Annotated in this window: 22 protein-coding genes and 4 tRNA genes; 1 reads left to right on the top strand and 25 read right to left on the bottom strand. The window is 53.2% G+C overall.

The window, feature by feature from the left end; genetic code table 11:
• Positions 1-14 precede the first annotated feature (14 nt).
• The 24 genes from rplB to hslO all read right to left on the bottom strand — a co-directional run bounded on the left by rplB (position 15) and on the right by hslO (position 23,720).
• Complete coding sequence (gene rplB / locus GM154_RS13495) at positions 15-836, bottom strand: 50S ribosomal protein L2 (RefSeq protein WP_010796753.1); 822 nt, start codon at positions 834-836, stop codon at positions 15-17.
• 13 nt (positions 837-849) lie between these two features.
• The gene (gene rplW, locus GM154_RS13490; protein ID WP_010796752.1) at positions 850-1,149 is read right to left on the bottom strand and encodes a 50S ribosomal protein L23; all 300 of its coding nucleotides are present in this window, start codon (positions 1,147-1,149) and stop codon (positions 850-852) included.
• Positions 1,146-1,748, bottom strand: a complete 603-nt coding sequence (gene rplD, locus GM154_RS13485; protein ID WP_010796751.1) for a 50S ribosomal protein L4 — start codon at positions 1,746-1,748, stop codon at positions 1,146-1,148. The genes rplW and rplD overlap by 4 nt, the downstream gene beginning before the upstream one ends.
• A 14-nt stretch (positions 1,749-1,762) precedes the next feature.
• A complete protein-coding gene (gene rplC / locus GM154_RS13480; RefSeq protein ID WP_010796750.1) occupies positions 1,763-2,398 on the bottom strand; it encodes a 50S ribosomal protein L3 in 636 nt (211 codons plus the stop codon).
• A gap of 83 nt (positions 2,399-2,481) precedes the next feature.
• On the bottom strand, positions 2,482-2,793 hold the full coding sequence (gene rpsJ, locus GM154_RS13475; RefSeq protein WP_003243886.1) for a 30S ribosomal protein S10: 312 nt from the start codon (positions 2,791-2,793) through the stop codon (positions 2,482-2,484).
• Between the two features lie 142 nt (positions 2,794-2,935).
• Entirely contained in the window at positions 2,936-4,129 is a 1,194-nt protein-coding gene (tuf, locus tag GM154_RS13470) for an elongation factor Tu (RefSeq protein ID WP_010796738.1), read from the bottom strand.
• Between the two features lie 29 nt (positions 4,130-4,158).
• The gene (gene fusA / locus GM154_RS13465; RefSeq protein WP_219652509.1) at positions 4,159-6,261 is read right to left on the bottom strand and encodes an elongation factor G; all 2,103 of its coding nucleotides are present in this window, start codon (positions 6,259-6,261) and stop codon (positions 4,159-4,161) included.
• Positions 6,262-6,279: 18 nt separating this feature from the next.
• Positions 6,280-6,753 (bottom strand): 30S ribosomal protein S7, encoded by a 474-nt coding sequence (gene rpsG / locus GM154_RS13460; RefSeq protein WP_010796748.1) that lies wholly within the window; start codon positions 6,751-6,753, stop codon positions 6,280-6,282.
• A 96-nt stretch (positions 6,754-6,849) separates the two neighbouring features.
• On the bottom strand, positions 6,850-7,221 hold the full coding sequence (gene rpsL, locus GM154_RS13455) for a 30S ribosomal protein S12 (protein WP_010796747.1): 372 nt from the start codon (positions 7,219-7,221) through the stop codon (positions 6,850-6,852).
• A gap of 150 nt (positions 7,222-7,371) precedes the next feature.
• Positions 7,372-11,574, bottom strand: a complete 4,203-nt coding sequence (gene rpoC, locus GM154_RS13450) for a DNA-directed RNA polymerase subunit beta' (RefSeq protein ID WP_219652508.1) — start codon at positions 11,572-11,574, stop codon at positions 7,372-7,374.
• Between the two features lie 64 nt (positions 11,575-11,638).
• On the bottom strand, positions 11,639-15,712 hold the full coding sequence (gene rpoB / locus GM154_RS13445; RefSeq protein WP_122043688.1) for a DNA-directed RNA polymerase subunit beta: 4,074 nt from the start codon (positions 15,710-15,712) through the stop codon (positions 11,639-11,641).
• 224 nt (positions 15,713-15,936) lie between these two features.
• Positions 15,937-16,305, bottom strand: coding sequence for a 50S ribosomal protein L7/L12 (gene rplL, locus GM154_RS13440; RefSeq protein WP_010796744.1), 369 nt, complete (start codon positions 16,303-16,305; stop codon positions 15,937-15,939).
• 78 nt (positions 16,306-16,383) lie between these two features.
• Positions 16,384-16,884 (bottom strand): 50S ribosomal protein L10, encoded by a 501-nt coding sequence (gene rplJ / locus GM154_RS13435; protein ID WP_010796743.1) that lies wholly within the window; start codon positions 16,882-16,884, stop codon positions 16,384-16,386.
• 192 nt (positions 16,885-17,076) lie between these two features.
• Complete coding sequence (gene rplA / locus GM154_RS13430; protein ID WP_010796742.1) at positions 17,077-17,772, bottom strand: 50S ribosomal protein L1; 696 nt, start codon at positions 17,770-17,772, stop codon at positions 17,077-17,079.
• Positions 17,772-18,203: a 50S ribosomal protein L11 gene (gene rplK, locus GM154_RS13425; protein WP_010796741.1), complete on the bottom strand. Its 432-nt coding sequence runs from the start codon at positions 18,201-18,203 to the stop codon at positions 17,772-17,774. Before rplK ends, rplA begins: the two co-directional genes overlap by 1 nt.
• A gap of 113 nt (positions 18,204-18,316) precedes the next feature.
• Complete coding sequence (gene nusG, locus GM154_RS13420; RefSeq protein ID WP_074830397.1) at positions 18,317-18,853, bottom strand: transcription termination/antitermination protein NusG; 537 nt, start codon at positions 18,851-18,853, stop codon at positions 18,317-18,319.
• Between the two features lie 9 nt (positions 18,854-18,862).
• Positions 18,863-19,231: a preprotein translocase subunit SecE gene (gene secE / locus GM154_RS13415; RefSeq protein ID WP_019366107.1), complete on the bottom strand. Its 369-nt coding sequence runs from the start codon at positions 19,229-19,231 to the stop codon at positions 18,863-18,865.
• A 36-nt stretch (positions 19,232-19,267) separates the two neighbouring features.
• A tRNA-Trp gene (locus tag GM154_RS13410) sits at positions 19,268-19,343 on the bottom strand.
• A 54-nt stretch (positions 19,344-19,397) separates the two neighbouring features.
• Positions 19,398-20,591, bottom strand: a complete 1,194-nt coding sequence (gene tuf / locus GM154_RS13405) for an elongation factor Tu (protein ID WP_010796738.1) — start codon at positions 20,589-20,591, stop codon at positions 19,398-19,400.
• Between the two features lie 81 nt (positions 20,592-20,672).
• A tRNA-Thr gene (locus tag GM154_RS13400) sits at positions 20,673-20,748 on the bottom strand.
• Between the two features lie 14 nt (positions 20,749-20,762).
• Positions 20,763-20,836: transfer RNA gene (locus GM154_RS13395), tRNA-Gly, on the bottom strand.
• A gap of 22 nt (positions 20,837-20,858) precedes the next feature.
• Positions 20,859-20,943 (bottom strand) — tRNA-Tyr (locus GM154_RS13390).
• 223 nt (positions 20,944-21,166) lie between these two features.
• Positions 21,167-22,708: a phosphoenolpyruvate carboxykinase gene (locus GM154_RS13385; RefSeq protein WP_074821650.1), complete on the bottom strand. Its 1,542-nt coding sequence runs from the start codon at positions 22,706-22,708 to the stop codon at positions 21,167-21,169.
• 118 nt (positions 22,709-22,826) lie between these two features.
• Positions 22,827-23,720, bottom strand: a complete 894-nt coding sequence (gene hslO / locus GM154_RS13380) for an Hsp33 family molecular chaperone HslO (protein WP_074821755.1) — start codon at positions 23,718-23,720, stop codon at positions 22,827-22,829.
• A 96-nt stretch (positions 23,721-23,816) separates the two neighbouring features.
• Between hslO and GM154_RS13375 the strand changes: the two genes are divergently transcribed.
• Entirely contained in the window at positions 23,817-24,617 is an 801-nt protein-coding gene (locus tag GM154_RS13375; RefSeq protein ID WP_074821646.1) for a phosphatase PAP2 family protein, read from the top strand.
• A gap of 8 nt (positions 24,618-24,625) precedes the next feature.
• Here GM154_RS13375 and GM154_RS13370 read toward each other — a convergent pair whose 3' ends face one another.
• Positions 24,626-25,042: an RNA-binding S4 domain-containing protein gene (locus tag GM154_RS13370; RefSeq protein WP_010796733.1), complete on the bottom strand. Its 417-nt coding sequence runs from the start codon at positions 25,040-25,042 to the stop codon at positions 24,626-24,628.
• Positions 25,043-25,083: the final 41 nt, after the last annotated feature.

The following is a 25,083-nucleotide window of genomic DNA, read 5'->3' as shown; positions in this document are numbered from 1 at the left end:
GTATCCTCAATTCGTTACTTGCGGCGACGGACGATCATCTTGTCAGTGCGCTTGTTCGCACGGGTCTTCGCGCCCTTGGTCGGGAAGCCCCATGGAGACACCGGATGACGGCCACCGGAGGTACGACCCTCACCACCACCATGCGGGTGATCAACAGGGTTCATCGCCACACCGCGGACGGTTGGACGAATACCACGCCAGCGCTTAGCACCTGCTTTACCCAGGGAACGCAGACTGTGCTCGGTATTGGATACTTCACCCAACGTTGCGCGACATTCACTTAGAACCTTGCGCATCTCGCCGGAGCGTAGACGCAGCGTTACATAAGCGCCTTCACGGGCAACTAGCTGGGCGGAAGCACCAGCTGAGCGGGCGATCTGTGCGCCTTTGCCTGGCTTGAGCTCAATACCGTGAACAGTACTACCTACCGGGATATTGCGCAGAGGCAAGCTGTTACCTGCTTTGATTGGAGCACCAGCACCAGAGATCAGCTGATCACCTGCTGTCACACCTTTCGGAGCGATGATGTAACGACGTTCGCCATCAGCGTACTTCAGCAGCGCGATGTGAGCAGTACGGTTTGGATCGTACTCAACGCGCTCAACAACAGCCGGGATACCATCCTTATCGCGACGGAAATCAACCAGACGATAGTGCTGCTTATGACCGCCACCCTTGTGACGAGTGGTGATACGACCGTTGTTATTACGGCCACCGGACTTACCCTGCTTCTCCAGAAGAGGAGCATACGGGGCGCCCTTGTGCAGATCAGCATTGACAACCTTGACCACGAAACGGCGGCCAGCGGAGGTCGGCTTGCATTTTACGATTGCCATGATGCCCCCTTACTTACTCAGCATTGCTGGAGAAATCGAGGTCTTGGCCCGGCTGGAGAGCAATATATGCCTTCTTCCAATCGTTACGCTTGCCCAGACCACGTGCGGTACGCTTAGTCTTACCCTTTACATTCAGGGTGCTAACGCTGCGCACTTTAACGTCGAACAGCTGCTCGACCGCCTTCTTGATTTCCAGCTTGGTTGCATCAGTAGCAACCTTGAAAATAAACTGCTTTTGGTTTTCCGCTAGCACAGTTGCCTTCTCGGAGATGTGCGGACCAAGCAGTACCTTGAATACACGTTCCTGGTTCATCCCAGCAGCTCCTCGAATTTCTTCACAGCAGACACTGTGACCAAAACCTTGTCGTAAGCGATCAGGCTAACAGGGTCGGAACCCTGTACATCACGAACGTCAACGAAAGGCAGGTTGCGGGCAGCCAAGTAAAGGTTCTGATCGACGTTATCAGTCACAATCAGGACATCTTTCAGGCCAAGGCCGTCAAGCTTGTTTACCAACCCTTTAGTCTTAGGGGCATCGATAGAAAACTCGTCCACTACGACCAGACGATCCAGACGTACCAGCTCCGCCAGAATGGAGCGCAGCGCAGCGCGATACATCTTCTTGTTGAGCTTCTGCTCATGGTTCTGCGGCTTAGCAGCAAAAGTGGTACCACCGCCACGCCAGATAGGGCTACGAATAGTACCTGCACGGGCACGACCGCTACCCTTTTGACGCCAGGGCTTTTTGCCGCCGCCAGATACTTCAGAGCGAGTCTTTTGAGCGCGAGTACCCTGACGACCGCCAGCCATGTAGGCGACTACTGCCTGATGGACCAGCGTCTCGTTGAATTCGCCACCAAAGGCGCGCTCAGAGACTTCAATAGCCTGCGAGCCATTTACATTTAGTTGCATGTTCCGTTCCCCTCTTAACCGCGAGCCTTGGCTGCAGGACGAACAACCACATCACCGCCAGGCGCGCCAGGAATGGCACCCTTGACCAGAAGCAGGTTGCGCTCAGCATCAACACGGACAATTTCAAGGGACTGCACAGTTACACGCTCAGCACCCAGGTGACCGGACATCTTCTTGCCCTTGAACACTCGACCAGGAGTCTGGCACTGGCCGATAGAGCCAGGTGCGCGGTGAGAAACGGAGTTACCGTGAGTATTATCTTGGCCACGGAAGTTCCAACGCTTAATGGTACCGGCATAGCCTTTACCTTTGGACTGACCAGTCACATCGACCAGCTGTCCAGCTTGGAAAATATCAACCGTGATCTGATCACCAGCGTTGTACTCGCCTTCTTCAAGACGAAACTCCAGAACGCTACGACCAGCAGCAACGCTAGCTTTGGCAAAGTGACCTGCCTGAGCCTTGCTAACACGAGAAGCACGACGTTCACCTACTGTCACTTGAACAGCACGATAGCCATCAGTCTCTTCTACTTTCATCTGTGTTACACGGTTCGGCTCAATCTCGATGACTGTAACCGGAACGGAAACACCTTCCTCGGTGAAAACGCGGGTCATGCCGCACTTACGACCGACTACACCAATAGTCATTGTATAAACCTCTTGAGTGTACGGGGCTTTCACCCGCTATGGCCGCCCATTTCAGAGCGTTACACGACTAAAACCCCAAGGTTTTAGCCGAGGCTGATTTGTACTTCTACACCAGCAGCAAGGTCGAGCTTCATCAGCGCATCAACGGTTTTATCCGTTGGCTGGACGATATCCAGCACACGCTTGTGAGTACGAATCTCGTACTGGTCACGTGCATCCTTGTTGACGTGCGGAGAAATCAGCACTGTGTAACGTTCCTTGCGGGTAGGCAGAGGAATCGGACCACGCACCTGAGCACCAGTACGTTTCGCGGTTTCCACGATTTCCTGGGTGGACTGATCAATCAGGCGATGATCAAAAGCCTTCAACCGAATACGGATTTGTTGGTTTTGCATTTGACCTCAGACTCCAAGCTTTCCCCTCAGGCAGAATATGCCCGATAAAAGGAGGCGCAATTCTATAGAGACGCCAGAGGGGTGTCAATAATAGACAAAGCAGAAAAGGCCCCGAAGGGCCTTCTCTGGACGAACGTCGATATTATTCGACGATCTTGGCAACCACGCCGGCGCCTACGGTACGGCCGCCTTCGCGAATAGCGAAACGCAGACCTTCTTCCATGGCGATCGGAGCGATCAGGGTAACAACCATCTTGATGTTGTCGCCCGGCATTACCATCTCAACGCCTTCCGGCAGTTCGCAGTTACCAGTCACGTCAGTAGTACGGAAGTAGAACTGAGGACGGTAGCCCTTGAAGAACGGAGTATGACGACCACCTTCTTCCTTGGACAGAACGTACACTTCGCACTCGAACTTGGTGTGCGGCTTGATGGTGCCCGGCTTGGCCAGAACCTGACCACGCTCAACGTCTTCACGCTTGGTACCACGCAGCAGGGCGCCAACGTTCTCACCTGCACGACCTTCGTCTAGCAGCTTACGGAACATTTCAACGCCGGTGCAGGTAGTTTTGGTCGTAGCTTTGATACCTACGATTTCAACTTCCTCACCCACCTTGACGATACCACGCTCAACACGGCCCGTTACTACAGTACCGCGACCAGAGATGGAGAATACGTCTTCGATCGGCATCAGGAACGGCTGGTCGATTGCACGAACCGGCTCAGGGATGTAGGCATCCAGAGTTTCAACCAGCTTACGCACAGCAGAAACACCGATTTCGTTGTCGTCTTTGCCTTCCAGCGCCATCAGCGCGGAACCTACAACGATCGGAGTGTCGTCACCTGGGAAGTCATAGGTGTTCAGCAGATCGCGAACTTCCATTTCTACCAGCTCGAGCAGCTCGGCATCGTCAACCATGTCGGCCTTGTTCAGGAACACGACAATGTAAGGAACGCCTACCTGACGGGACAGCAGGATGTGCTCACGAGTCTGCGGCATGGGGCCGTCAGCTGCCGAGCAAACCAGGATCGCACCGTCCATCTGCGCAGCACCGGTGATCATGTTCTTCACATAGTCAGCGTGGCCAGGGCAGTCAACGTGAGCGTAGTGGCGAGTGGCCGAATCGTACTCAACGTGGGAAGTGTTAATGGTAATACCGCGCGCTTTTTCTTCCGGAGCGTTATCGATCTGGTCGAAGTTACGGGCAGAACCACCCCAAGTTTCAGAGCAAACCTTGGTCAGTGCTGCAGTCAGCGTTGTCTTACCATGGTCGACGTGGCCGATGGTGCCGACGTTGACGTGCGGTTTGTTACGTTCAAATTTTTCTTTAGCCACGAGTATAAACCCCTACTAGAAAGCGTTTATTAAGCTTGTTTCTTGATAATAGCTTCGGCGATGTTCGATGGCGCTTCAGCGTACTTGGCGAACTCCATGGAGTAGCTAGCACGACCTTGAGACATGGAACGCACATCAGTAGCGTAGCCAAACATCTCGCCCAGCGGAACTTCAGCACGAATCACCTTACCGGATACAGTATCTTCCATACCCTGGATCAGGCCGCGACGACGGTTCAGGTCACCCATTACGTCGCCCATGTAGTCTTCAGGCGTTACCACCTCGACCTTCATGATTGGCTCAAGCAGAACAGCACCACCCTTCTGGGTCAACTGCTTGGTCGCCATCGAAGCAGCGATTTTGAACGCCATTTCGTTGGAGTCGACGTCGTGATAAGAGCCGTCGAATACAGTTGCTTTCAAGCCAAGCAGCGGATAACCGGCAACGATACCGTTTTTCATCTGCTCTTCGATGCCCTTCTGAATAGCAGGGATGTATTCTTTCGGAATCACACCACCTACTACCTCACTGGTAAATTCGAGACCTTCCTGACCTTCGTCAGCCGGGGCGAAACGAATCCAGCAGTGACCGAACTGACCACGACCACCGGACTGGCGAACGAACTTACCTTCGATTTCGCACTTGTTCCGGATAGTTTCACGGTAGGCTACCTGAGGCTTGCCGATGTTAGCCTCAACCCCAAACTCGCGCTTCATACGGTCAACCAGAATATCCAGGTGCAGCTCACCCATACCGGAAATAATGGTTTGACCAGATTCTTCGTCGGTCTTAACTCGGAAAGACGGGTCTTCCTGGGCTAGCTTGCCCAATGCAATACCCATTTTCTCTTGGTCAGCCTTGGTCTTCGGCTCAACCGCAACCGAAATTACCGGCTCAGGGAAGTCCATACGCTCAAGGATAATCGGCTTCTCTAGCGAGCAAAGAGTATCGCCCGTAGTAACATCCTTCATACCAATCAGAGCAGCAATGTCACCTGCACGAACTTCCTTGATCTCTTCACGGGTGTTCGCGTGCATCTGCACCATACGACCCACACGCTCTTTCTTACCCTTCACAGAGTTCAGAATCGAATCACCGGAATTCAGAACACCAGAGTAAACGCGCGCAAAAGTCAGCGTACCTACAAACGGGTCGGTGGCAATCTTAAACGCTAGAGCAGAGAAGGGCTCTTCGTCATTAGCATGACGCTCATCTTCCTGCTCCTCGTTATCCGGATGGACACCTTTGATCGCAGGAATTTCTGTCGGAGCCGGCAGGAAGTCAATCACGGCATCAAGAACCAGTGGAACACCCTTGTTCTTGAAGGAGGAACCACACACAGCCGGAACGATTTCGCATGCGATAGTACGCTGACGCAGGCCAGCCTTGATCTCTTCGATCGACAGCTCACCTTCTTCCAGGTACTTGTTCATCAGCTCTTCGTTAGCCTCAGCTGCTGCTTCAACCATGTTGGAGCGCCACTCATCAGCCAAGTCCTGAAGCTCTGCAGGAATTTCTTCCTCGCGATAGGTCATGCCCTGGTCATCATCGTTCCAGAAGATCGCTTTCATCTTCAGAAGGTCAATCTGACCCTGAAAGTTATCTTCAGCACCGATAGCCAGCTGAACCGGGACAGGTGTATGACCTAGACGCTTTTTGATCTGCTCAACAACACGCAGGAAGTTGGCACCAGCGCGGTCCATCTTGTTGACATAGACAATACGCGGAACACCGTACTTGTTAGCCTGACGCCATACAGTTTCAGACTGAGGCTCAACACCCGAAGTACCGCAGAAAACAACAACAGCACCGTCCAGCACACGCAAGGAACGCTCAACTTCAATAGTGAAGTCAACGTGACCAGGGGTATCAATGATGTTTACACGGTACTTGTCATACTGCTTAGTGGAGCCGGACCAGAACGCTGTGGTAGCAGCAGAAGTAATGGTAATACCACGCTCCTGCTCCTGAACCATCCAGTCCATGGTAGCTGCGCCGTCATGAACCTCACCCATCTTATGGTTCACGCCGGTGTAGAACAGAATACGCTCCGTGGTAGTCGTTTTACCTGCGTCCACGTGGGCGCAGATACCGATATTACGGTAGCGATTAATTGAGGTAGTACGAGCCACGATAAGGTCCTCGCTTGATTAGAAGCGGTAGTGCGAGAAGGCCTTGTTGGCCTCTGCCATGCGATGCACGTCTTCGCGCTTCTTGACTGCGGCGCCCTTGCCTTCGAATGCATCCATGAGCTCTCCCGCCAGGCGCAGAGCCATGGACTTCTCACCACGCTTACGCGCAGAGTCCACAAGCCAGCGCATGGCCAGAGCGTTACGACGGGACGGACGAACTTCGACCGGCACCTGGTAGGTAGCACCGCCTACACGGCGGGACTTCACTTCGACCAGCGGAGCGATGGCGTCGAGCGCTTTTTCGAAAACTTCCAGGGGGTCGGCATTCTTGGAACGCTCTTTGACCTTGTCCAGAGCACCATAAACGATACGCTCAGCAACGGCTTTCTTGCCGCTTTCCATTACGTGGTTCATGAACTTGGCCAGGATCTGGCTTCCGTATTTTGGATCGTCAAGTATTTCGCGCTTGGCCGCTACACGACGTCTTGGCATTGATAAGCCCTCAAAACGGTCTTCAGGTTAGCTCAGGACTGTAACAAGCAGGTTACGCCTGACCTTACTCTTATCGACTCGAACAAAAAGAATAGATTACTTCGGACGCTTCGCGCCGTACTTAGAACGACCCTGCTTACGGTCTTTAACACCAGAGGTGTCCAGAGAGCCGCGTACAGTGTGGTAGCGCACACCCGGAAGGTCCTTTACACGACCGCCACGGATCAGTACCACGCTGTGCTCTTGCAGGTTGTGACCTTCACCACCAATGTACGAAGTCACTTCGAAGCCGTTTGTCAAACGTACACGGCATACTTTACGCAGTGCCGAGTTAGGCTTCTTAGGGGTAGTTGTATATACGCGGGTGCAAACACCACGACGTTGCGGGCAGTTTTGCAGCGCAGGCACGTCGCTCTTTTCGACGAGACGCTTGCGCGGCTTACGCACCAGCTGGTTGATAGTTGCCATCTATAGCTCCACTGATTGTCTTACGACACAAACGAAATGGCAGGACCATGGGCCCTGCCAATTTTCGGGGTACGAAAGTCTAAAGAGGTTCTCCCGTACCGTCAATACGAAGCCCTGACCACTCGGCCAAGGCTTCGTTTGATTTACTGCTTAGCTACCACTTGAGTTCAACGCTTCGGTCAGCGCAGCTTCCGCCTCGCTCGCACTCACACGCTGAGGCTTGCCAATTTCCCGCTGACGCTTGCGCTCGCTGTGATAAGCCAGACCAGTACCCGCCGGGATCAGACGACCCACAACAACGTTCTCCTTCAGGCCACGCAGGAAGTCACGCTTACCTGTTACCGCCGCCTCAGTAAGAACGCGCGTTGTCTCCTGGAAGGAAGCTGCCGAAATAAAGGATTCCGTTGACAAGGATGCCTTCGTGATACCCAGCAGCACACGCTCGTACTTGGAAATGAACTTATCTTCTGCAACCAGGCGCTCATTTTCTTCCAGCACCTGAGTCAACTCCATCTGATCACCCTTGATGAAGCTTGAATCACCAACTTCACTCACCTCCACCTTGCGCAGCATCTGGCGCAGGATGGTCTCAATGTGCTTGTCGTTGATCTTCACGCCTTGCAGACGATATACATCCTGAATCTCATTCACGATGTATTTTGCCAGCGCACTTACGCCTAACAACCGAAGGATGTCATGCGGATTGCTTGGGCCATCGGAGATAACCTCACCGCGACTCACCTGCTCGCCCTCAAAGACGTTAAGGTGACGCCACTTAGGAATCAGCTCTTCGTACGGTTCACTACCGTCGGTAGGCGTAATTACCAAACGACGCTTGCCTTTTGTTTCCTTACCAAAAGAAATCGTACCGCTGATTTCCGCAAGAATAGCCGGCTCTTTTGGACGACGCGCTTCGAACAAGTCAGCCACACGCGGCAGACCACCCGTAATATCTCGGGTCTTCGATGTTTCCTGCGGGATACGTGCAATGACGTCACCCACATGAACCTTGGCACCATCGTTCAGGTTAACCAGTGCATTGGGCGGCAGGAAGTACTGGGCTGGTACGTCAGTACCTGGCAACAGTAAGTCGCGACCATTTGCATCAATCAACTTTACAGCCGGACGAATGTCTTTACCGGAGCTTGGACGATCTTTGATATCCAATACTTCGATATTGGTCAAACCTGTCAACTCATCGGTCTGACGCTTGATCGTGATACCTTCTTCCATGCCGACAAAGGCTACGGTACCGTCCATCTCCGTTACGATCGGGTGGGTATGCGGATCCCACTTGGCCACCACAGCACCCGGCTCAACCTTGTCACCTTCCTTGACAGAGATTACTGCACCGTACGGCAGACGATAGCGCTCACGTTCACGACCAAAGTCATCCGCGATAGCCAGCTCACCGGAACGGGATACAGCAACCAACGCACCGTCAGCGCGTTCAACGTGTTTCAGGTTATGCAGACGGATGGTACCGCCGTTCTTCACCTGAACATTGTCCGCTGCGGATGTACGGCTGGCCGCGCCACCAATGTGGAACGTACGCATGGTCAGCTGTGTACCAGGCTCACCAATCGACTGAGCAGCAATAACGCCAACCGCCTCACCGATATTGACCTGATGTCCGCGAGCCAGATCACGGCCGTAGCACTTGGCACAGATACCATGACGTGTTTCACAGGTAATTGGAGAGCGAACCACTACCTCGTCTACGCTATTCAGCTCGAGGAACTCAACCCAACGCTCATCTACCAGAGTGCCTGCAGGAACAATGACTTCGTCATCCGCACCGGGCTTGAAGACATCACGTGCAATGGTCCGACCGAGGACGCGCTCACCCAACGGCTCGACCACGTCGCCACCTTCGATGTGCGGCGTCATAACCAGGCCATGCTCGGTACCACAGTCGACTTCGGTTACAACCAAGTCTTGCGCAACGTCAACCAGACGGCGAGTCAGGTAACCTGAGTTCGCAGTTTTCAAGGCGGTATCCGCCAAGCCTTTACGTGCGCCGTGTGTGGAAATGAAGTACTGGAGTACGTTCAAGCCTTCACGGAAGTTCGCAGTAATAGGCGTCTCGATGATGGAGCCATCAGGCTTGGCCATCAAACCACGCATACCGGCTAACTGACGAATCTGTGCAGCGGAGCCCCGCGCACCTGAGTCAGCCATCATATACATGGAGTTAAATGACTCCTGATCAACTTCCTTACCCTCACGATCGATCACCTTCTCCTTCGAGAGATTGGTCATCATCGCCTTGGATACTTCGTCGTTAGCCTTCGACCAAAGGTCGATCACCTTGTTGTACTTCTCACCCTGAGTAACCAGACCAGAGGCATACTGGCTTTCGATCTCTTTTACTTCAGACGTAGCGGCATCAATGATACGAGCCTTCTCGTCTGGAATAACGAAGTCGTTCACGCCAATGGAAACGCCCGACAAGGTCGAATAGGCGAAACCGGTGTACATGAGTTGGTCTGCAAAAATGACGGTATCCTTTAGACCTACCACGCGATAGCAATGGTTGATCAGTTTGGAGATCGCCTTTTTCTTCATGGACTGGTTTACGACATCGAACGGCAAACCGGCAGGAACGACCTGGAACAGCAAGGCACGACCTACTGTCGTATCAACGATACGGGTGTTGCTAACGACAGAGCCGTCCTTCTGCTTCACCTTTTCATTGATACGAACCTTGATCTTGGCATGCAGCGCAGCTTCGCCAGCGCGGAATACGCGATCGACTTCCTGCAGGTCAGCAAATACACGACCTTCACCCTTGGCGTTCACCGCCTCGCGCGTCATGTAATAGAGGCCCAGCACCACGTCCTGCGACGGCACGATAATCGGCTCACCATTAGCAGGCGACAGGATGTTGTTGGTCGACATCATCAATGCGCGAGCTTCCAGCTGAGCTTCCAGTGTCAGCGGCACGTGGACAGCCATCTGGTCACCATCGAAGTCAGCGTTATAAGCCGCACACACCAATGGGTGCAACTGAATCGCCTTGCCTTCAATGAGCACAGGCTCGAACGCCTGAATACCCAAGCGGTGCAACGTCGGAGCACGGTTCAGCAATACAGGGTGTTCGCGAATGACATCGGCAAGAACGTCCCAGACCTCAGGCAGCTCACGCTCAACCATTTTCTTGGCGGCCTTGATGGTAGTCGCCATACCGCGAGCTTCCAGCTTGCCAAAGATGAATGGCTTGAATAGCTCCAACGCCATTTTCTTGGGCAGACCGCACTGATGCAGACGCAAGGTCGGACCTACGGTAATAACCGAACGGCCTGAATAATCCACGCGCTTACCCAGCAGGTTTTGACGGAAGCGGCCCTGCTTACCCTTGATCATATCAGCCAGCGATTTCAGCGGACGCTTGTTAGAGCCCGTGATTGCGCGACCGCGACGGCCATTATCCAGCAGTGCATCAACCGCCTCCTGCAGCATCCGCTTTTCGTTACGCACGATAATATCGGGCGCAGACAGATCAAGCAGGCGCTTCAGCCGGTTATTACGGTTGATAACGCGACGATAAAGATCGTTTAGATCAGACGTTGCAAAACGGCCGCCATCTAGCGGAACTAGCGGACGCAGATCTGGAGGCAGAACGGGCAGCACCGTCATGACCATCCATTCAGGCTTATTGCCGGAGCCCTGGAAGGCCTCCATCAGCTTCAAGCGCTTGGATAGCTTCTTGATCTTGGTTTCAGAATTGGTTTGCGGAATTTCTTCGCGCAGGCGGCCAATTTCGTGCTCTAGATCAATACCGCCCAGCAATTCGAAAACCGCTTCAGCGCCCATGCGAGCATCAAAATCGTCACCGAACTCTTCAAGAGCTTCAAAGTACTGCTCGTCATTGAGCAGCTGATATTTTTCAAGCGTGGTCATGCCCGGATCGATGACAACGTAGCTCTCGAAATAGAGCACTCGCTCGATATCCCGCAGAGTCATGTCCAGCAGCAGGCCGATACGGGACGGCAGTGACTTTAGAAACCAAATGTGTGCAACTGGGGATGCCAGCTCAATATGACCCATGCGCTCACGACGCACTTTAGCCAGCGCAACTTCTACACCACACTTTTCACAAATAACGCCACGGTGCTTAAGGCGCTTGTACTTTCCGCACAGGCACTCGTAGTCCTTTACTGGACCAAAGATCTTGGCACAGAAAAGACCATCACGCTCAGGCTTGAACGTACGGTAATTGATGGTCTCGGGCTTCTTCACTTCGCCAAAGGACCAGGAACGGATCATCTCGGGCGAGGCCAGACCGATACGAATGGCATCGAACTCTTCGAGTTGACCCTGGTTTTTCAACAGATTCAGCAAGTCTTTCAAGGCCTTTCCTCCTCACGGACCAGGCATGACCGCCTTGACGGCCATGCCTTCTTGGCGTCGCGTGTTATTCGGTTTCCAATTCGATATCGATACCGAGCGAGCGAATTTCCTTGATCAGTACGTTGAAGGACTCCGGCATACCGGCCTCCATACGATGATCTCCGTCCACGATGTTCTTGTACATCTTGGTCCGGCCATTCACATCGTCCGACTTGACCGTCAGCATTTCCTGAAGGGTGTAGGCGGCACCATAAGCTTCCAGCGCCCAGACCTCCATCTCTCCGAAACGCTGTCCACCGAACTGCGCCTTACCACCCAGCGGCTGCTGAGTAACCAGGCTATACGATCCTGTGGAACGGGCATGCATCTTGTCATCGACCAGGTGGTTGAGCTTCAGCATATACATGTAGCCGACAGTAACCGGACGCTCGAACTGATTACCGGTACGGCCGTCAAACAGGCGCATCTGACCACTTTCGGGCAGATCAGCCAGCTTCAGCATAGCCTTGATTTCACGTTCCTTAGCACCATCGAAGACCGGCGTAGCCATCGGCACGCCACCACGCAGGTTTTTAGCCAAACGCAACACTTCTTCGTCGCTCAGCTCATCCAGGTTTTCCTGGCGGCCACCGATCTCGTTATAGAGCTCATGCAGGAAACTACGCAGCTCAGCTACTTTGCGTTGCTCTTCAAGCATGCGATTGATCTTCTCGCCCAACCCCTTTGCAGCAAGGCCTAGGTGCGTTTCAAGAATCTGACCAACGTTCATCCGTGACGGAACACCCAGCGGGTTCAATACGATGTCAACCGGAGTACCCGTCTCATCGTAAGGCATGTCTTCAACCGGCATGATGACCGATACCACACCCTTGTTACCGTGACGACCTGCCATCTTGTCACCAGGCTGGATACGGCGACGGATTGCCAGGTAAACCTTCACGATCTTAAGCACGCCAGGTGCCAGGTCATCGCCTTGCTGCAGCTTGCGCTTCTTGTCCTCGAACTTGTCGTCCAAGAGCTGACGGCGATCGGATAGATAGGCTTGAGCCTTTTCCAACTGCTCGTTTTGCGCATCTTCTGCCATACGCAGCTTGAACCACTGGCCACGCTCCAGACCATCCAGGTATTCGTCAGTAATGACAGAACCTTTTTTGACATTCGGTCCGCCATCCGCAACCTGACCTACAAGTGCCTGACGGAGACGCTCGAAGGTGGCACCTTCAACGATACGGAACTCCTCGTTGAGGTCTTTGCGAATCTCGTCGAGCTGGGACTTCTCGATTGCCAGTGCACGAGAGTCACGCTCTACCCCATCACGGGTAAAGACTTGTACATCAATGACCGTACCCTTAGTACCCGTTGGTACCCGCAGGGAAGTATCCTTAACATCGGACGCCTTTTCGCCGAAGATGGCACGTAGCAGCTTTTCTTCTGGAGTCAGCTGGGTTTCACCTTTCGGCGTTACCTTACCGACCAGAATGTCACCTGCTTGTACCTCGGCACCAACGTAAACAATACCGGCTTCATCAAGCTTGTTAAGCGCTGCCTCACCTACGTTCGGGATATCAGAAGTGATTTCTTCTGGGCCGAGCTTTGTATCACGAGCCACACAGGTCAACTCCTGAATGTGGATCGTAGTAAAGCGGTCTTCCTGCACAACGCGCTCAGACAACAGGATCGAGTCTTCGAAGTTGAAGCCGTTCCAGGTCATAAACGCAACGCGCATATTCTGACCCAGTGCCAGCTCACCCATATCGGTAGACGGGCCATCAGCCAGGATGTCGCCTCGCGCAATGACGTCACCCTTATTTACCAGCGGACGCTGGTTAATGCAGGTGTTCTGGTTGGAGCGGGTATATTTGGTCAGATTGTAGATATCTACACCCGCCTCGCCCGTTTCAACTTCGGCATTAGCAACGCGCACCACGATACGGCTTGCGTCAACGGAGTCGATCACACCGCCTCGACGTGCCACAACACAAACACCAGAGTCGCGTGCTACGTTACGCTCCATACCCGTTCCGACTAGCGGCTTGTCCGAACGCAGAGTCGGAACAGCCTGACGCTGCATGTTCGAACCCATAAGGGCACGGTTCGCATCATCGTGCTCGAGGAAAGGAATCAGCGAAGCAGCAACGGAAACCACCTGCTTGGGTGACACATCCATCAGAGTTACGTCTTCCGGGCTCTTAACCGTGAATTCGTTCTGATGGCGTACCGCTACAAGCTCATCGACCAGTCGGTTATTTTCGTCCAGAGCCGCAGAGGCCTGAGCGATGACATGATTGGCTTCTTCGATCGCTGACAGGAACACAATCTCATCAGAGGCCACGGCATCCTTGACTACGCGATAAGGACTTTCCAGGAAACCATACTGGTTCGTGCGTGCATAGGTTGCCAGCGAGTTGATCAGACCAATGTTCGGGCCTTCTGGTGTCTCAATCGGACATACGCGACCATAATGAGTCGGGTGAACGTCACGAACCTCAAAGCCCGCACGCTCCCGTGTTAAACCACCCGGGCCGAGCGCTGAGACACGACGCTTGTGCGTGATCTCAGAAAGCGGGTTGTTCTGGTCCATGAACTGAGACAACTGGCTCGATCCGAAAAACTCCTTGATCGCAGCAGCCACCGGCTTTGCATTGATCAGGTCTTGCGGCATCAGTCCTTCACTTTCGGCCATCGATAGACGTTCCTTGACCGCGCGCTCAACACGCACCAGGCCAACACGGAACTGATTCTCAGCCATCTCACCTACGCAACGTACACGACGGTTACCTAGGTGATCGATATCATCGACGATACCTTTACCGTTCCGAATATCAACCAGCGTTCTGAGTACGTCAACAATGTCTTCGCGGCTCAGTACACCCTGGCCTTCAATTTCGTCACGGCCGATACGACGGTTGAACTTCATACGACCAACGGCAGATAGATCGTAACGCTCAGCGCTGAAGAACAGGTTGTTAAATAGCGTCTCGGCAGCTTCCTTGGTTGGAGGCTCGCCTGGACGCATCATACGATAAATTTCAACCAATGCTTCGAGTTGATTGGTTGTGGAATCGATCTTCAGCGTATCGGAAACAAACGGACCACAGTCAATGTCGTTGGTGTACAACGTTTCGATGCGGACGACATTTGCCTTTGCAATTTTTGCCAGCATATCGAGGGTTAACTCGGTATTGCACTCGGCAATAATTTCACCAGTAGCAGGATGCACGATCGCCTTGGCAGTAGTACGGCCAATAACATAATCGAATGGCACTTCCAGCTCGGTGATACCTGATTTTTCAAGCTGATTGATATGGCGCGCAGTAACACGACGTCCCTGCTCTACAATCACCTTGCCTGCATTGTCCTTAATATCAAAGCTGGCAATTTCGCCACGCAGACGCTGCGGCACCAATTCCAGATTCAAGGTTTCACCCTTGATGTGGAATACGTTGGTGTCGTAGAACATATCCAGCACTTCTTCAGTACCGTAACCAAGCGCGCGCAGCAGAACGGTCGCAGGCAGCTTGCGGCGACGGTCGATACGAACGAATACGCTGTCCTTGGGGTCAAACTCGAAGTCTAACCAAGAACCACGGTAAGGAATAATACGAGCGGAATACAGCAGCTTACCGGAGCTGTGGGTCTTACCACGGTCGTGATCGAAGAAGACACCAGGAGAACGGTGCAACTGGGAAACGATGACACGCTCGGTACCATTGATAATGAAGGTGCCGTTTTCTGTCATCAGGGGAATTTCCCCCATGTAAACTTCTTGCTCCTTGATGTCTTTGATCGCCTTGTTGGATGACTCACGATCAAAAATAATCAGGCGCACTTTTACTCGCAGCGGAACAGCAAATGTCACGCCGCGCAGAACACACTCTTTAACATCGAACGCCGGCTCGCCAAGGCGATAACCGACATATTCCAAGGCAGCATTGCCGGAATAACTGATAATCGGGAAAACGGACTTGAAGGCCGCGTGCAGACCGATATCGCGGAGCTGATCTTTGCCTGCGCCCGCCTGCAGGAATTCGCGATACGAATCCAGCTGGATAGCCAATAGATACGGCACGTCCATAACGTGCGGCAACTTGCTAAAGTCCTTGCGGATACGTTTTTTCTCAGTGTATGAGTAAGCCATCAGCGTTCCCCAGCTTGGTCACCTGCTTGTTTGGCCTCTCCGACGGGAGCAGCCGGAAAATCTTGCAAACGTTATCGTTTGCGCCATCACCTATGATGGCCTTCTTTATTTCTATTTGATCACAAGCCCGACCGGGCTGCATCGAAACAGAAAAAGGCCGGTGGCTATTGCCACCAGCCATCAGCCGAACTTTAACGCTCAGGCTGTAGACGCAATGTCTGAGCTTACTTGAGCTCGACCTTGGCGCCAGCTTCTTCCAGAGACTTCTTGGCAGCCTCGGCTTCCTCTTTGGAAACGCCCTCTTTAACAACGCCAGGGGCGCCGTCAACAACTGCCTTGGCTTCTTTCAGGCCCAGACCAGTCAGTTCACGAACGACCTTAATGACGTTCACTTTCTTGTCGCCAGCCTCGGTCAACATGATAGTGAATTCAGTCTGCTCTTCAGCAGCAGGAGCGGCAGCAGCCGGACCAGCAGCTACAGCGGCAGCAGCAGTTACACCGAACTTCTCTTCCATCGCCTTGATCAGTTCGACCACTTGCATGACGGACATTTCGGATACGGCGTTGATGATATCTTCGTTGGTCAGAGCCATGACTCTAATTCCTGTATCGTTTAGGGGCTTCGTAGCCACTAGAATTAAACAAAAAAGCGAGAAAGTAGATGCTTAGCCTTAGGCTGCAGCAGATTCTTTCTGGTCGCGAATAGCTGCCAGAGTACGAGCCAGCTTGCTGGTTGCGCCCTGGATAACGCTCATCAGCTGGGACACAGCTTCGTCGTAGGTTGGCAGAGTTGCCAGTACGTCGATCTGGTTAGCTGGGATCAGCTTGCCTTCAAACGCGGCTGCCTTGATCTCGAACTTGTCCTGACCCTTGGCGAATTCCTTGAAAATGCGAGCAGCAGCGCCCGGATGTTCAGTGGAAAAAGCAATCAGGGTCGGGCCTTTGAACGCGTCGTTCAGTACGTCAAACGAAGTACCTTCAACAGCGCGACGCAGCAGTGTGTTACGCACAACTTTCACGTAAACACCAGCCGCACGGGCCTCTTTACGGAGTCCGGTCATTGCACCTACTGTCACGCCACGGGCATCAGCCACGACAGCAGACAGGGCACTTTGGGCAGCCTCGTTGACTTCAGCGACGATAGCCTTCTTGTCTTCGAGTTTAATTGCCACGGGTTTTACTCCTGGATGTTACCGTATCGCCCAACCTAAGCCGGACGTCGTTTTGGTGTCTGACTCGGTAACCGAATCGGGAGCACCATCTGCGTAGGCTTAATTTAAGACTTTCGTCACCTACGGTCTTGGACAGCCCCCGCCAGGCAGGGACCCCAATAAGAGAGCGAAGCAGTGCTTCGCTCGAATCACTTAGGCTTCCAAGGAAGCCTGATCAATCTGCAGACCTGGGCCCATGGTGGTGCTCAGAGTCACGCGCTTGACATAAATACCTTTGGAAGTAGACGGCTTGAGTCTCTTCAGGTCAGCCAGCAGCGCTTCAACGTTCTGCTTGAGCTTAACGGGTTCGAAATCCACCTTGCCAACGGAGGCATGGATGATGCCGTTCTTGTCGGTACGGAAACGAACCTGACCGGCCTTTGCGTTCTTGACTGCAGTAGCAACGTCCGGAGTCACAGTGCCAACTTTGGGGTTAGGCATCAGACCACGAGGACCAAGGATCTGACCCAACTGACCTACTACGCGCATTGCATCTGGAGAAGCAATCACGACGTCATAGCTCAGATCGCCAGCTTTCATCTCGGCAGCCAAGTCGTCCATACCCACTTTTTCTGCACCAGCAGCCAGCGCTGCTTCAGCATTGGGGCCCTGAGTAAACACGGCTACACGGACGCTCTTGCCAGTACCGTTTGGCAGAACGGTAGCACCACGAACAACCTGGTCAGATTTACGAGGATCAACGCCCAGATTAACTGAAACGTCTACCGACTCTTTGAACTTGACAGTGGACAGCTGAGACAGAAGCGCAGCAGCCTCTTCAAAGCTGTACTGCTTGCCTGCTTCAATCTTGGCAGCAATAGCCTTTTGACGCTTAGTGAGCTTGGCCATTACACGCCCTCCACATTGAGGCCCATGCTACGCGCAGAGCCAGCGATAGTACGTACAGCTGCATCCATATCAGCAGCAGTCAGATCAGCATTCTTGGTCTTAGCAATCTCTTCAAGCTGAGCACGCGTTACGGTGCCTACTTTCTGAGAGTTAGGACGGCTAGAACCGCTCTGAATGCCCGCAGCCTTCTTCAGAAGAACGGAAGCAGGAGTACTCTTGGTCTCAAACGTGAAGCTACGGTCACTGTAAACGGTAATAATTACCGGAGTAGGCAGACCTGGTTCCATACCTTGGGTACGGGCGTTGAATGCCTTACAGAATTCCATGATGTTCACGCCATGCTGACCCAGCGCCGGACCTACTGGCGGGCTTGGGTTAGCTTGGGCCGCTTTAACTTGCAGCTTGATATAAGCTTGGATTTTCTTAGCCATTTGCTACTCCAATGACGGGTCTAACGCCTTAAGGCTCCCCGGTTTGATTCACCTTATCCCACTGACGACAAAACCCCGCAGCCTAAACTGCGGGGTATGGGACCAGGCATCAGTTAGACGACTTTTTCGACCTGACTGAATTCCAGCTCAACCGGCGTAGAACGTCCAAAAATCAGGACAGCCACTTGAATCCGGCTTTTTTCGTAATTCACTTCTTCGACAACACCATTGAAGTCAGCAAACGGACCATCGATAACACGAACAGTCTCACCTGGCTCAAACAGTGTTTTCGGCTTGGGCTTATCACTACTATCGGAAACACGACGAAGAATCGCCTCTGCCTCACGATCAGTAATCGGTGCTGGCTTATCAGCCGTCCCACCAATAAAACCCATAACCCGCGGGGTATCTTTAACGAGGTGCCAAGTACCTTCGTTCATTTCCATCTGAACGAGCACATAACCTGGAAAGAATTTACGTTCGCTTTTGCGCTTCTGGCCATTACGCATTTCCACTACTTCTTCAGTGGGAACCAGAATATCGCCGAACTCATCTTCCATTCCGGCAAGCTTGACGCGCTCAATCAAAGAGCGCATGACATGCTTCTCGTAACCCGAGTATGCATGCACTACGTACCAACGCTTAGCCACGGCGAACCCTTAACCTACGATCATGGAAACAAGCCATCCGAGCAGGGAATCTAATCCCCATAGCAGCAGCGCCATGACCAGCACTACTGCAACCACAATCAATGTGGTCTGAGTTGTCTCTTGCCTACTAGGCCAGACAACCTTACGAATCTCGGTGCGCGCCTCTTTGAGCAGCGTGAAAAACGCTTGCCCTTTGACAGTCTGTAATGCAACGAAAGCAGCTACAGCACCCAGAACCAGCAAACCGATAACGCGATACAGGATCGGCTGGGCTGAGTAGTAGTGGTTAGCAACAACACCTACTGCTACCAGCAAGACGACCACAAGCCACTTCATCGCATCGAAGCGTGACTCTTTGGCTTCCGCCTTGACGCTCATCAATTGAAATCCTGTCAGGAAATGCCAGATTAAATCTGGCAGGCCAGGAGGGAATCGAACCCCCAACCTGCGGTTTTGGAGACCGCCGCTCTGCCAATTGAGCTACTGGCCTGTAACTTAAATCAGGCCGGCTATTATGCCGGCCTAACAACCCAAGATCAAGAACTTATTCGACGATCTTGGCAACCACGCCGGCGCCTACGGTACGGCCGCCTTCGCGAATAGCGAAACGCAGACCTTCTTCCATGGCGATCGGAGCGATCAGGGTAACAACCATCTTGATGTTGTCGCCCGGCATTACCATCTCAACGCCTTCCGGCAGTTCGCAGTTACCAGTCACGTCAGTAGTACGGAAGTAGAACTGAGGACGGTAGCCCTTGAAGAACGGAGTATGACGACCACCTTCTTCCTTGGACAGAACGTACACTTCGCACTCGAACTTGGTGTGCGGCTTGATGGTGCCCGGCTTGGCCAGAACCTGACCACGCTCAACGTCTTCACGCTTGGTACCACGCAGCAGGGCGCCAACGTTCTCACCTGCACGACCTTCGTCTAGCAGCTTACGGAACATTTCAACGCCGGTGCAGGTAGTTTTGGTCGTAGCTTTGATACCTACGATTTCAACTTCCTCACCCACCTTGACGATACCACGCTCAACACGGCCCGTTACTACAGTACCGCGACCAGAGATGGAGAATACGTCTTCGATCGGCATCAGGAACGGCTGGTCGATTGCACGAACCGGCTCAGGGATGTAGGCATCCAGAGTTTCAACCAGCTTACGCACAGCAGAAACACCGATTTCGTTGTCGTCTTTGCCTTCCAGCGCCATCAGCGCGGAACCTACAACGATCGGAGTGTCGTCACCTGGGAAGTCATAGGTGTTCAGCAGATCGCGAACTTCCATTTCTACCAGCTCGAGCAGCTCGGCATCGTCAACCATGTCGGCCTTGTTCAGGAACACGACAATGTAAGGAACGCCTACCTGACGGGACAGCAGGATGTGCTCACGAGTCTGCGGCATGGGGCCGTCAGCTGCCGAGCAAACCAGGATCGCACCGTCCATCTGCGCAGCACCGGTGATCATGTTCTTCACATAGTCAGCGTGGCCAGGGCAGTCAACGTGAGCGTAGTGGCGAGTGGCCGAATCGTACTCAACGTGGGAAGTGTTAATGGTAATACCGCGCGCTTTTTCTTCCGGAGCGTTATCGATCTGGTCGAAGTTACGGGCAGAACCACCCCAAGTTTCAGAGCAAACCTTGGTCAGTGCTGCAGTCAGCGTTGTCTTACCATGGTCGACGTGGCCGATGGTGCCGACGTTGACGTGCGGTTTGTTACGTTCAAATTTTTCTTTAGCCATCGACACTCTCTCCCATCAAGAATTGAGCAAGTAACGCCGCCATAAAATAAAGGCAGATATTCTCATATCTGCCCTTAATAATGGAGCTCATGAGCGGATTTGAACCGCTGACCTCACCCTTACCAAGGGTGTGCTCTACCAACTGAGCTACATGAGCAAACTACAACAAACTGGAGCGGGTAGCGGGAATCGAACCCGCATCATCAGCTTGGAAGGCTGAGGTTCTACCACTGAACTATACCCGCAGAGCCTGTAGCTCTTGCAATTTGGTGGAGGGAGAAGGATTCGAACCTTCGAAGTCGTAGACGTCAGATTTACAGTCTGATCCCTTTGGCCGCTCGGGAATCCCTCCAAAGGAGGCAGCATTCTATTTGCTTGCTGCCGTCGTGTCAAGGATTTTCTTACTTTTCCTCAACTTACGTTGCCTTGACCGCCAACCAGTGGACTTACATGTTCAAGGCGGGCGCATTTTATGCATTTAATTTTTCACATGCAATCATTAAATGCGTTTTTCTTAAATTTTTTCTTAAAAAACAAAGGGTCGCTTAAGCGACCCTTTGTTTTCAGCCTAACGATTATAACTGTGGACCAGCTGCCTTAATCGCTTCGGAGACGCCACTGAACTTTTTGAAGTTCTCGATGAACTTGCCTGCCAGCGCCTTGGCCGATTCATCATAGGCATTTTTATCTTCCCAAGTGTTACGCGGGTTGAGCAATGCAGTATCGACACCAGCTACGACCTTGGGAACATCAAGGTTGATAATGGGCAAATGCTCGGTTTCAACATCGACCAGCGCCCCACTTTGAATAGCGGCAATCACTGCTCGTGTCGTTGGGATATTGAAGCGCTTGCCTACACCGTAACCGCCCCCAGTCCACCCAGTGTTCACCAGGTAAACTTTGGAGCCGAACCCATTGATACGCTTGATGAGAAGCTCAGCGTACTCGGCCGCCGGACGCGGGAAGAAGGGTGCACCGAAACAGGTAGAGAAAGTGGATTTGATGCCAGCCCCCGATCCCATTTCAGTAGAACCCACCAGCGCAGTGTAACCCGAAAGGAAATGATAAGCCGCCTGCTCGTTATTAAGGATAGATACAGGAGGCAGCACACCCGTCAGATCGCAGGTGAGAAAGATTACTGCATTAGGCTCGCCACCGCGGTTCAGTTCCGCACGCTTTTCGATCAACTCACGAGGATAGGCCGCTCGGCTGTTCTGGGTCAGACTATCGTCCGAATAATCTGGCTGGCGCGACTGTGGATCAAGCACCACGTTTTCCAGCACAGCGCCGAACTGAATGGCTTTCCAGATGACAGGCTCATTCTTTTCGGACAGGTCGATACACTTAGCATAGCAGCCGCCCTCTATATTAAAGACGGTGCCGACACCCCAGCCATGCTCGTCGTCACCGATCAGGTAACGGCTTTCATCGGCAGATAGCGTCGTCTTACCTGTTCCCGACAGGCCAAAGAACAGCGTAACGTCGCCCTCTTCGCCCATGTTGGCCGCACAGTGCATAGGAAGTACATCATGCTCAGGCAGCAGGAAGTTTTGCACCGAGAACATGGCCTTCTTCATTTCACCGGCATAACGCATGCCCGCGATTAATACCTTGCGAGCAGCAAAGTTAATGATGACGGTGCCATCGGAATTGGTTCCATCACGCTCCGGCTCGCAGACAAACCAAGGGGCGTTAAGGATTTCCCACTCCTGGCGGGACTGAGGGTTGTAACTTTCCGGGTTGATGAACAGGCAACGGCCAAACAGGTTGTGCCAGGCGGTTTCCGTAGTCATCTTGACTGCAAGGTAGTGCTCTGGATCGGAGCCTACATGCACATGCGAAACGAAGTGATCCCGCTCACCTACATAGGTTGAAACGCGATCCCATAGCGCATCGAACTTTTCCGCTGGAAAAGGACGGTTGATAGAACCCCAATCGATGGCATCACGGGTAGACGACTCTTCAACAATGAAGCGGTCGGCTGGCGAGCGGCCGGTGCGATGTCCAGTCTTGACTACAAGAGAGCCATTGGCGGCTAACTCACCCTCGCCGCGCCGAAGCGCCTCTTCTACCAGCTGCGCGGCGCTAATATCGGTATAAACGTTGGCTTGCGTCATGTAGTTCCCCGTCGGCCCTCGGCCGGTCCTTTTGCGTTTTGTAGCTTAACCCGAGTTTGGCTACATAAAAAACGAAGTCGCGCGATTATGCCAGAAAGCCTATTCCTGAATGCAATGCTTAGTGACGGGTTTCTTGCGGTGTTTGGCTTCCACCGCCTGCAAAAATCTGCGCGACATCGGCAGCGTCGAACAGGTATCGCTGATTGCAGAACTGGCAGTCGATTTCTATCTGACCACCCTGCTCCTGCAATAGCAGTTCGACATCTTCCTGGCCCACAGAGACAAGCGCATTGGCAGAACGTTCCCTAGAACAGCCACAATGGAATTCGACGATTTGAGGATCAAAGACTCTGACGGTTTCTTCATGATAGAGACGATGAAGTACCGTTTCGTTGGGTAACCCCAACAGCTCTTCTGCAGTCAGCGTATTGCCGAGGGTTGTAAGGTGCTCCCAGCTGGCGTCGCGCGACTCTTTGTCCTTGTGTTTGTCCGCTGGCAGCTGTTGGAGCAGGAGCCCACGAGCGCGCCGTCCATCGGCATTGAGCCAGAAGCGGGTAGGCAGCTGCTCGGACGTGGCGAAGTAGCCTGAAAGGCATTCAGCGAGCGTCTGGCCTTCGAGAGGAACGATCCCTTGATAACGCTGACCGTTGGTCGGATCGACCGTAATGGCAAGAATACCTTCGGGCATTAGATCTTTCAGCGTGGCATCAGGAGCGATGTCGTCGGCATTGTAGCGGGCGATACCGCGCACCTCTCGGGCGCTCGAGCACTCCACCATCAATAGAGGAATCGCACCGCTGGAGCGTGCCTGCAATACCAGCAGACCGTCGAACTTGAGCGTGCCGCACAGCAAGGCAGCTGCTGCAAGCATTTCACCCAACAGCTGCGCGACGGGTTCTGGATAAGGGTGTTTGGCAAGCACCTCTACATAGCTTCTTTCAAGCAATGCAAGTTCGCCGCGAACGTCGGTGTCTTCAAACAGGAAACGCTGTGTGTAATCGAATGGGGTCATGACAAAAGTACGCTTGAACAGGGAAAATGACAAAAGCGTGACAACACTCCCGTGCGGTCACGCTTTCTGTTTATTCATATGGATTCATTTCATTCTATGGACAATGCCACACTCTTCCAAGCCAAGTGGCAATGGCGAGCATTTCTAATCAGCCACCTCGTGGCGCTGCTGTTGATTATTCTCTGGCTTATCCCTTCCGTACGCACCACTCTTCTGGATCTGGATGCGCATCTCTTCCGTGCGCTGAACGCACCGCTGGAAAGCAATACGGTCTGGCTACACGTCTGGGCCGTTGCCAGCCTGAGGCCATTCGACATCGTTGTGGGCATTATTCTTCTCACACTTACGATACGTGGGAATTGGGTGTTCAAACCAGAGCAGGTCCGTAGCGCCTTCTTCGGCTTGCTTACGGTACTGCTAGCCTTGCTGCTGATCCGCAACCTGTTCACCAAGGCTATCGAAGCCGCCGGCCTGCAGCATGCCAGTCCATCCGACATGCTGACGTATGCCATTCACATGAGCGATTACTTCCAGTCCTGGGAAAAGGCCTGGGAGCTCAAAGATCGCTCCGGCGCCAGCTTTCCGGGGGATCATGCTTCGGTTCTTCTGCTCTGGGGCCTCTTTCTAACGGCTTTTACGCGCAACCCATTACAACTTATCGTCACTTGGCTACTGGTAATGCTTTTCATGATGCCGCGCCTGGTCGCCGGTGCTCACTGGGCTTCGGATGACTATATGGGCGGTATTGCCGTTGCACTACTGGCAATGGCCTGGGGGTTTTATACGCCGCTGGCCAATGCCGGTAGCCGCATGTTCCTTCGTTTAACTGCGCCGCTGTTTCGTGTAGCAGCTCATATTCCTGTTATCCGGCAGATGAGCCTGGTCAAGCACTACTGACTGCTCATCTAGTCATTGGCCCGAGAATCAGCGTCGCCCCGGAATCGATGAATCTGACGGCGCTGTTTCTTGGTTGGCCTTCCATCCGTTGCCAACCCAAGCGCTCCTGCCTTGCGCATGGCCGTAGCCCGCTCGCGACGCTCAAGACTTTCCTCTGTCTCCCGATACAGTAACTGGGCCTCGGGTGCTCCGCGACGCTGTTGAGACAGGGAGAGGACTATGACGGTCTTCTCATCGAACCCCTGACGAATCGTCAGCTCATCACCGACCTTGGGCTCTTTGCTGGGCTTACACCGCTCACCCCGACATTGAACCTTGCCTCCTTCTATAGCAGCCTTGGCCAGTGCTCGTGTCTTGAAGAACCGTGCAGCCCACAGCCACTTATCCAGGCGGACTTTTTCATCTATATCTTGAATAGACGTCATTAACGAAAACGCTCCGAATACTTATCAATTTTTGCCATTAG

Origin of the sequence: Pseudomonas sp. MAG002Y, from assembly GCF_019400845.1 — a bacterium.
In the GTDB taxonomy this organism is placed as follows: domain Bacteria; phylum Pseudomonadota; class Gammaproteobacteria; order Pseudomonadales; family Pseudomonadaceae; genus Chryseomonas; species Chryseomonas luteola.
Note: the sequence above shows the minus strand (reverse complement) of the source record. Positions and strands in the feature narration are given on the sequence as shown.